Raw genomic sequence first — 7865 nt, forward strand, 5'->3', positions numbered from 1 at the left:
CGGCTGGCGGCTGGCGAATTCGCGGTATCCGACATGGCTGTGCAGAGCAACATGACGGAGCTGTACGCCAAGGGTGCGCCGGTTCGCTGGTTCTTCCCCGACCCGACGCCGGGCAATCCGTTGGTGCAGATCGTGTCGGCCAAAGCGCCGAAGCCGAACGGGGCGCGGCTGTTCCAGGAATGGGCACTAGGCCCCGACGGGCAGGCGGAGTGGCTGAACTACACCAGCGTGTATCCCTCCTTGCCCGGCGTCATCGATCCCAGAAAGGCGGCGCACAAGGATTGGTTCGGTGAGTCTTGGTATGCCGAGCCAAAGGACGTCTACCTCAGCTATCTGAAGGAGCCGGCCTTCGCCGACCCGGCGAAACCGATAATCCCGGTCTGGAACAAACTCTTCGGCTACCAGACCGATAGCGCCCAATGACGGCACAGGCGAACAGCCTGGCGCCTGGGCTGTCGGCACCGCCTGCCGCCGGGGGCGTGATGCAGCCGGCGCTGCTGACCCGGCTGCGGCGTCGCTACGGCCTTTCGGTGGTGCTGATCGCGATACTTCTGGTGCTGGTGGTGCTGCCTGCCGTGTTCATGTTCGTCGGCGCGTTGATGAGCGGCGGCATGGCCGATCCCAACGCGCATTTCACCCTGCAGAAATTGCGCCTGGTCTACACGACCTGGCCCTACCTGCACGCGCTGGGCTTCACGCTGATGATGTCCGGCGGCGTTGCGGCGTTGGCGACGGTGGTGGGCGTGGCGACAGCCTGGCTGGTGGCGCGGACCGACATTCCACGCAAGGGCTTCCTGGAACTCTGCCTGATCGCGCCGCTGTTCCTGTCGCCGTTCGTCGGCGGTTTGGCGTGGCTGATCCTGGGGTCGCCGAAATCCGGGCTGATCAACGTGATGGCGCGCGACTTCCTCGGGCTGCGCACGCCGCTGATCAACGTGGTGACGACGACCGGCATCGTCTGCGTGATGGCGCTGTATTTCGTGCCGTACGCCTACCTCACCGTGTCGTCCTCGTTGCGCAATATGGACCCGGCGATGGAGGAGGCATCGTACCTCAATGGCGCCGGCATCGTCTCCACGGCGTTGCGGATTACCTTGCCTGTGCTGCGGCCGGCCCTGATTTCGGCCTATTTCTTCATTTTCGTGCTGGCGGCGGGCACTTTCTCGATCCCTGCCGTGTTGGGCGGCGCCAGCCGGGTGCCGTTTCTGGCGGTGATCGTGTTCCAGACCAGCGCCAGCTATCCGATCGATTACGGCAAGTCTGCCGCCGTGGGCACGGTGCTGTTCTGGGTGTCGGTCATGGGGGTGATGCTGTATCGCTTCGCTTCCCAATCCGCACGGCGCTTCGTCACGGTCACGGCCCGCGGCTTTCGGATACGCCAGGTGCGGCTGCGCGGCTGGCGTGGACCGGCCATGGCGGTGATCGCGGTCTACGTCCTGCTGGCGATAGGTCTGCCCTATCTGGCGCTGATCTATACGGCGCTCACCCGCTACATCACCGCCTCCGTGCTGCATGCGCCCTGGACGCTGGACAATGTCATGTGGGCGCGTGATGCGCCGGAGGTGACGGATTCCATCGTCAACACGCTGCTGGTCGGCGTCGTCACGCCCACGATCTGCGTGGGGTTTGCGGTGCTGCTGGCCTTTGCCATACGACGGCTACGCGTTCCGTTCGCCCGCACCCTGGACTACCTGGCGATGTTCCCGATCGCCATTCCCGGCATCGTGCTCGGCACCGGCATCTTCTGGACCTACGTCACCACGCCGGTCTACGGGACGATCTGGATTCTGGTGCTGGCCTTCCTCGCCTCCTACCTGCCGTTCGCTTACCGCATCAGCGACACGGCCCTGCTGCAGATCGACAAATCGTGGGAGGAAGCGTCGTCGCTCTGCGGGGCGGCGCATGGCCGGACCCTGTGGCGGGTGACGGTGCCGCTGATCCGCCCGGCGCTGCTGTCGGCCTGGGTGATGGTGTTCATCTTTTCCGTCCGGGAGATCAGTGCCGCCATCCTGCTCGCCTCGCCCAGTAACGAGGTGCTGTCCACCGTGTCGTGGAACTACCTGGATTACGGCGACCAGCAGAAGGCGGCGGTATTGGGGTTGATCCAGACCGTCATCCTGATCGGCGGCGTGTTGATGGGGCAATTCGTGTTCCGTGTCCGACTAACCCAGGCGGTGTGACGATGGCGCAATTACAGGTCGATCGGCTGAGCATTCGCTATGGCCAATATCTGGCCGTGGATGACGTATCGTTCGATGTGCGGGAGGGGGAGTTCGTTTCACTGCTCGGCCCATCCGGCTGCGGGAAGACGACCACGTTGCGCTGCATCGCCGGGCTGGAGACGGCGTCGTCGGGCCGCATCGCAATTGGCGGGCAGAGGGTGGCCGACGGGTCGTGGGAGGTGCCACCGAACAAGCGCGGCGTGAACATGGTGTTCCAGTCCTACGCCGTGTGGCCGCACATGACGGTGTTCGAAAACGTCGCCTATGGTCTGCGGAGCCAACGCGTGCCCACGGCGGAATTGACGCGCCGGGTGCGGGACACGCTGGAGATGGTCGGGCTGGGTGCGTTCGAGAAACGCTACGGCACGGAGCTCAGCGGCGGCCAGCAGCAGCGGCTGGCGGTGGCGCGTGCCGTGGTCACCTCGCCCCGGTTGCTGTTGTTCGATGAGCCGCTGAGCAATCTGGATGCCGGGCTGCGCGAGCGCATGCGGGTGGAGTTGACCGAGTTGCAGCGGCGTCTGGGCCGCACCTCCGTCTACGTCACGCACGACCAGGCGGAAGCGATGGCGATGAGCGACCGCGTGATCCTGATGCGGAACGGCCGCATCGTGCAGCAGGGGACGCCGCGCGACCTGTATGAAACCCCGAACTGCCGCTTCGCTGCGGAATTCGTCGGCAACGCCAATCTGCTGCCGGGCGTGCTGGACGGGCCGGGCAGGATCCGGGTTGGAGACCTCCGCCTCAACGCGGCGACCCCCGCGAGCGGGGACGCGGATCTGCTGGTCTGCATCCGGCCGGAAAACGTGCAGATTGCCGGGGAGGCGGGCGGGGAGAATGTCTTTGCCGCCCAGGTGGAACGCGTCGGCTACCTCGGCAATTCGCTGAGCTGCGAGATCTCCGCCGGCGGGCTGCGGCTTCGGGCGGATTTGCCGGCGCATAGCCGTATGCAGCAAGGCGCCTCGATCCACCTGCGGGTCGACCCCGCCAACATCACCCTGGTCCCAGAGGTCGCCGAAGCCGCGATCTGAGCCCTTCCACGGAGATACGTCGCATGAAGATCACGCATGTCGAACCATTGCTGGTGGACCGTTTTCTGCTGGTCCGGATCCAGACGGACACCGGGCTGGAAGGTTTCGGCGAGTCTGGCGCCTGGGGCCATTTGGAGGCGAGCGCCACGGCGATCACCAAGTTCGGCGACTACTTGGTGGGTAAGGACCCGCAACTGATCGAGCACCATTGGAACGTGATGCTGCGGGCGCATCATTTCACCGGTGCGGCGATCACGGGGGCGGTCTCGGCCATCGACATCGCGCTGTGGGACATCAAGGGCAAGCATTTCGGCGTCCCCGTCTACCAATTGCTCGGCGGCAAGATGCGCGATACCGCCCGGGTCTACGGCCACGTGAAGGGCCGCACGATCGAGGATTTGGTGCGGGAAGCGGTGCGGCTGAAGGAGATGGGCTACACCGCGCTCGGCCACCTGAACCCGCTGCTGGATGAGGAAGAGGACCAGCCTTACTACCGGTCGCACGCCTATAAGATGGAGGAGGCGATCGACAATGTGCGTCGCCTGCGCGAGGCGGTGGGGCCGCATGTCGACCTCTGCATCGAAATCCATCGCCGGCTGACCCCGCCCGAGGCGGTCGTGCTGGCGCGCGGGATCGAGCAGTACAAGCCGATGTTCTACGAAGACCCGCTGCGGCCCAATAGCGGCGACGCGATGGCCTGGGTGCAGGACCACATTCCCATCCCGATCGCCACGGGGGAGCGTTTCACCAGCATCTACCAATTCCAGGCGCTGTTGACCCGGCAGGCGGTGCAGTATTTGCGGCCCTGCGTCTGCATCGTCGGCGGCATCACCGCGACGAAGAAGATCGCCGCCATGGCGGAGGCGCATGACACGCTGGTGGTGCCGCATAATCCGCTCTCGCCACTGAGCCTGGCTGCTTGTTTGCAGGTGGATGCCTGCGTGCCCAACTTCGCCATCCAGGAATACCCGGTCGGCTCGCCGGGGCTGGACGGGCGGGAAGGGCTGGCGGGGGAAAACATGATGACCGGGCTGGATCTACCGGTGGACGGATTCATCCGGATCCCCGACGCGCCGGGGATCGGGATGGAGATGGCGCCGGATTTGGTGCGCCGCTTTCCGCCAAAGCCGCGCCGCATCGCCATGCGGCCGCATCGCGACGGCTCGATGGTGGATCAATAGCAGGGGAACGGCGATGCCAGTCGATTACGTCAAGCGCAATGGGGTCGCCTACATCTCCCTCAACAACCCGGCCAAGGCCAACATCCTCGACAAGCAGATGTCGGACGAGATTTCGGCGTGCTGGACCGATCTTTGGGAGGATCCGGACATACGCTGCGCCATCGTGACGGGCGCCGGGGACAAGCATTTCTGCGGTGGCCACAACCTGGCGCCGAAACCGCATCTGACGGATGAGGATCGGGAGTACCTGCGCACGAAGCGGGTCTTCTGGCCGCTGTCGGGCACGGTGAACGGGCAGCGCACGGGGGTGGATGGACGCATGGGCGACCATTATCCCCGGGTGTGGAAGCCGGTGATCGCGGCGGTGAATGGCTGGGCGGCGGGCGCCGGGTTCTACATGCTGCTGGCGTCCACCGACATCCGCATCGCCAGCGCGGAACACGCACGGTTCAAGTTCGCGCTGCTGACCCAGGGTTGGCTGGGCCACGGCCCCGGCGCCACGCTGCTGACCCGGCAGATCCGCCATGCAGACGCGATGAAGATTCTGCTGACCGACGAGCCGTTCGGCGCGGACGAGGCGCTGCGGATCGGCCTGATCAACGAGGTCGTGCCGCATGGCCAATTGATGGAACGGGCGGAGCGGCTGGCCCGGCACATCACCACGCTGCCGCCGGTGGCGGTGCGCATGATGAAGGAGTTCGTGATCCGCTACGCCGATGTGCCGGTCGACCAGGCCTGGCAGGTGCAGACGCTGATGAACTCGCTGCTGATCCAGGCGACCACGGATGGGGAGGAGGGACGGGCGGCGTTCAACGCCAAGCGGCCACCGAATTTCGACGGTGCGCTGCGCCGCCGTGGCCCGGCGTGGGAGGAACCGTCCGAGGCCGATGCGGCGCGGTTGGACGAGGCGTATCGCAGCGGCGAGTTTTGAGGCGGGCTGGGCGGGGGGCCGGGGCGATCGCCGCGCGTTGACCCGGCCGGGCGATGCCGGCAAGACGTAGGACTGCTGAACGGGGACGTTTCGTGCCGGACGATACAAGCAGAGGAACAAGCCAAGCTGCCCTGCAGGTGGCGACGGGTGCGGACGTGCCAGCGATCGTTGCGCTGATGAACCATGCCTATCGCGGCGACAATGTCGATGCCGGGTGGAACACCGAAGCCGCCTACATGGATGGTGACCGGACCAGTGACGTCATGCTGCGGCAGGACATCGCCGCCAATCCGGCTGCCAGTCTTCTGATCTGGCGGGCGTCGGATGATGCCTTGCTGGGCTGCGTCTGGCTGGAGCCGGAGGCGGCGGATGTCTGGTATGTCGGGTCGCTGACCGTCGATCCGCGGGTGCAGAATGCCCGGTTGGGCCGGACGCTGCTGGCGGCGGCGGAGGATTGGGTGCGCCAGCGCGGTGGCCGGGCGATCCGGATGACGGTGGTCAACCTTCGCGACACGCTGCTCGCCTGGTATGGCCGCCGTGGCTACCTGCCGACCGGCGCGACGGAGCCGTTTCCCTACGACAGCGACCGGTTCGGCAGACCCAAGCGGGACGACCTGCACTTCGTCGTTTTGGGGAAGAGTCTGGGCTAGCGGACCCAATTTCCCTTTTTCGGCCCCCATGTGTACGCTTCCGGCCGAGCGATCGTATGGGGTTGGGATGCAGAGCAGGGCGACCGAAGCCGCCACGGCGCCAGGGCAGGGCAGGCCGCACACGTCGTATGTCTGATGGTCCGCCCCTCGGGCGAGGAATACGCTTGCGCGTCAATGGCACGGAGCATCATCTGGCGCTGCCCGGCAGCACCAAGCTGTTGTTCATCCTGCGCAACGACCTGGCGCTGAACGGGCCGAAATACGGTTGTGGCCTGGGTGAGTGCGGGGCGTGCATGGTGCTGGTGGACGGGCGCAGCGTCCGGTCGTGCTGCGTGCCTGCGTCCGCCGTCGTGGGGCGAGAGGTCGTGACGCTGGAGGGGCTGGCGATCGACGGCGCCCCCGGTCCGGTGCAACGCGCCTTCATCACGGAGCAGGCGGCGCAATGCGGCTATTGCCTGAACGGCATGATCATCGCGACGGAGGGACTGCTGCGCCGGGTGCCGCAACCGACCGAGCGGCAGATCCGGGACGAACTCGCGCATAACCTGTGCCGCTGCGGCACCCATGTCGAAATTCTGGCCGCCATTCGCCGTGCCGTGGCGGAACGGGCGTGATGGACATCCCGACCCGTGCCGATCTGTTGGCTCGCAGTGGGGTGCTGCTGATCACGCGGCCGCCGGTCCAAGCGCAGGGATTGGTTCCCGTGGCGGTCACGGTCAATCGCCCGGACGACGTGGACATCTTCATCGCCATCACGGCGGAGGGTGGCGTGTTCGGCTTCAACGGGCATGTGGATCTGGGCACCGGGATTAGGACGGCCCTCACGCAGATCGTGGCCGAGGAACTGGACGTGGCGCCCGAGCGGGTGACGATGGTGTTGGGCGATACGGAGCGTGCGCCGGACCAGGGGCCGACCATTGCCAGCGAAACGATCCAGATCACGGCCGAGCCGCTGCGCCGGGCGGCCGCGCAGGCCCGGCATATGCTGCTGGCCCTGGCCGCGGATGCGCTGAACACGCCGGCGGACCAGTTGCACATCCATGATGGGGTGGTGGTTGGGGCCGACGCGTCGGTCAGCTATGGGGCGTTGCTGCAGGACCGAGCACTGCATGTGGACCTGGACGATATAGTGGTGCTGAAGGATCCGGGCAGCTATCGGTTGGTCGGCACGTCGGTGCGCCGGGTCGATATTCCGGACAAGGCGGTGGGGCGTTTCTCGTTCGTCCACGACATTCGCGTGCCGGGGATGCTGCATGGCCGGGTGGTGCGGCCGCCGTATCTGGGCCACGACAGCGGACCGTTCATCGGGCGCAGCCTGGTCTCGGTGGATGAGGGTTCGGTCGCCCATCTGCCGGGCATCGTCGCCGTCGTCAGCCGCGGCGATTTCGTCGGCATCGTGGCCGATCGGGAGGAACAGGCCGACGCCGCCATGCGCGCGCTGCGGGTGGAATGGAAGGCGCTGACGCCGGGCCTGGATTTGGGCGATGTCGATGGCGCGTTGCGGCGCCAGCCTGCGACACGGCGCATGTTGCTGAATACTGGCGACGTGGATGCGGCGCTGGCAGGGGCAGCGACCCGGCTGACGCGAACCTATAGCTGGCCGTATCAGATGCATGGCTCGATCGGCCCATCCTGCGCGGTGGCGGATCACGCACCGGGTCGCCTGGTGGTGTGGTCGGGGACGCAGAACCCGCATCTATTGCGTGGCGACCTGGCTCGGTTGCTGGACATGCCGGTGCACGAGGTGGAGGTGATCCGGCTGGAGGCGGCCGGCTGCTACGGCCGCAACTGCGCCGACGACGTAACGGGGGACGCGGCGCTATTGTCCCGCGCGGTCGGGCGGCCGGTGCGCG

General features: G+C 66.5%; 8 protein-coding genes. All 8 read left to right on the top strand.

The window, feature by feature from the left end; genetic code table 11:
* The coding region (locus GSQ76_RS00635; protein WP_216850835.1) for a hypothetical protein at positions 1 to 423 on the top strand (423 nt) is incomplete at its 5' end.
* Positions 420 to 2180 (top strand): iron ABC transporter permease, encoded by a 1761-nt coding sequence (locus tag GSQ76_RS00640; RefSeq protein WP_158741987.1) that lies wholly within the window; start codon positions 420 to 422, stop codon positions 2178 to 2180. The genes GSQ76_RS00635 and GSQ76_RS00640, both read left to right, overlap by 4 nt.
* Positions 2181 to 2182: 2 nt before the next feature.
* Positions 2183 to 3250 (top strand): ABC transporter ATP-binding protein, encoded by a 1068-nt coding sequence (locus GSQ76_RS00645; RefSeq protein ID WP_158741988.1) that lies wholly within the window; start codon positions 2183 to 2185, stop codon positions 3248 to 3250.
* Between the two features lie 23 nt (positions 3251 to 3273).
* A complete protein-coding gene (dgoD, locus tag GSQ76_RS00650; RefSeq protein ID WP_158741989.1) occupies positions 3274 to 4431 on the top strand; it encodes a galactonate dehydratase in 1158 nt (385 codons plus the stop codon).
* 13 nt (positions 4432 to 4444) lie between these two features.
* Entirely contained in the window at positions 4445 to 5362 is a 918-nt protein-coding gene (locus tag GSQ76_RS00655; RefSeq protein WP_158741990.1) for an enoyl-CoA hydratase/isomerase family protein, read from the top strand.
* Between the two features lie 155 nt (positions 5363 to 5517).
* Entirely contained in the window at positions 5518 to 6012 is a 495-nt protein-coding gene (locus tag GSQ76_RS00660) for a GNAT family N-acetyltransferase (RefSeq protein ID WP_216850836.1), read from the top strand.
* Between the two features lie 164 nt (positions 6013 to 6176).
* Positions 6177 to 6626 (top strand): (2Fe-2S)-binding protein, encoded by a 450-nt coding sequence (locus GSQ76_RS00665; RefSeq protein WP_254070162.1) that lies wholly within the window; start codon positions 6177 to 6179, stop codon positions 6624 to 6626.
* The coding region (locus tag GSQ76_RS00670) for a molybdopterin cofactor-binding domain-containing protein (RefSeq protein ID WP_158741993.1) at positions 6626 to 7865 on the top strand (1240 nt) is incomplete at its 3' end. The genes GSQ76_RS00665 and GSQ76_RS00670, both read left to right, overlap by 1 nt.

The organism is Acidisphaera sp. L21, from assembly GCF_009765685.1.
Lineage (GTDB): Bacteria > Pseudomonadota > Alphaproteobacteria > Acetobacterales > Acetobacteraceae > LMUY01.

What these genes read in the sequence shown, in the direction of transcription:
- GSQ76_RS00640 (WP_158741987.1), top strand. Translation starts at nt 420, where the DNA reads ATGACGGCACAGGCGAACAGCCTGGCGCCTGGGCTGTCGGCACCGCCT.
- GSQ76_RS00645 (WP_158741988.1), top strand. Translation starts at nt 2,183, where the DNA reads ATGGCGCAATTACAGGTCGATCGGCTGAGCATTCGCTATGGCCAATAT.
- dgoD (WP_158741989.1), top strand. Translation starts at nt 3,274, where the DNA reads ATGAAGATCACGCATGTCGAACCATTGCTGGTGGACCGTTTTCTGCTG.
- GSQ76_RS00655 (WP_158741990.1), top strand. Translation starts at nt 4,445, where the DNA reads ATGCCAGTCGATTACGTCAAGCGCAATGGGGTCGCCTACATCTCCCTC.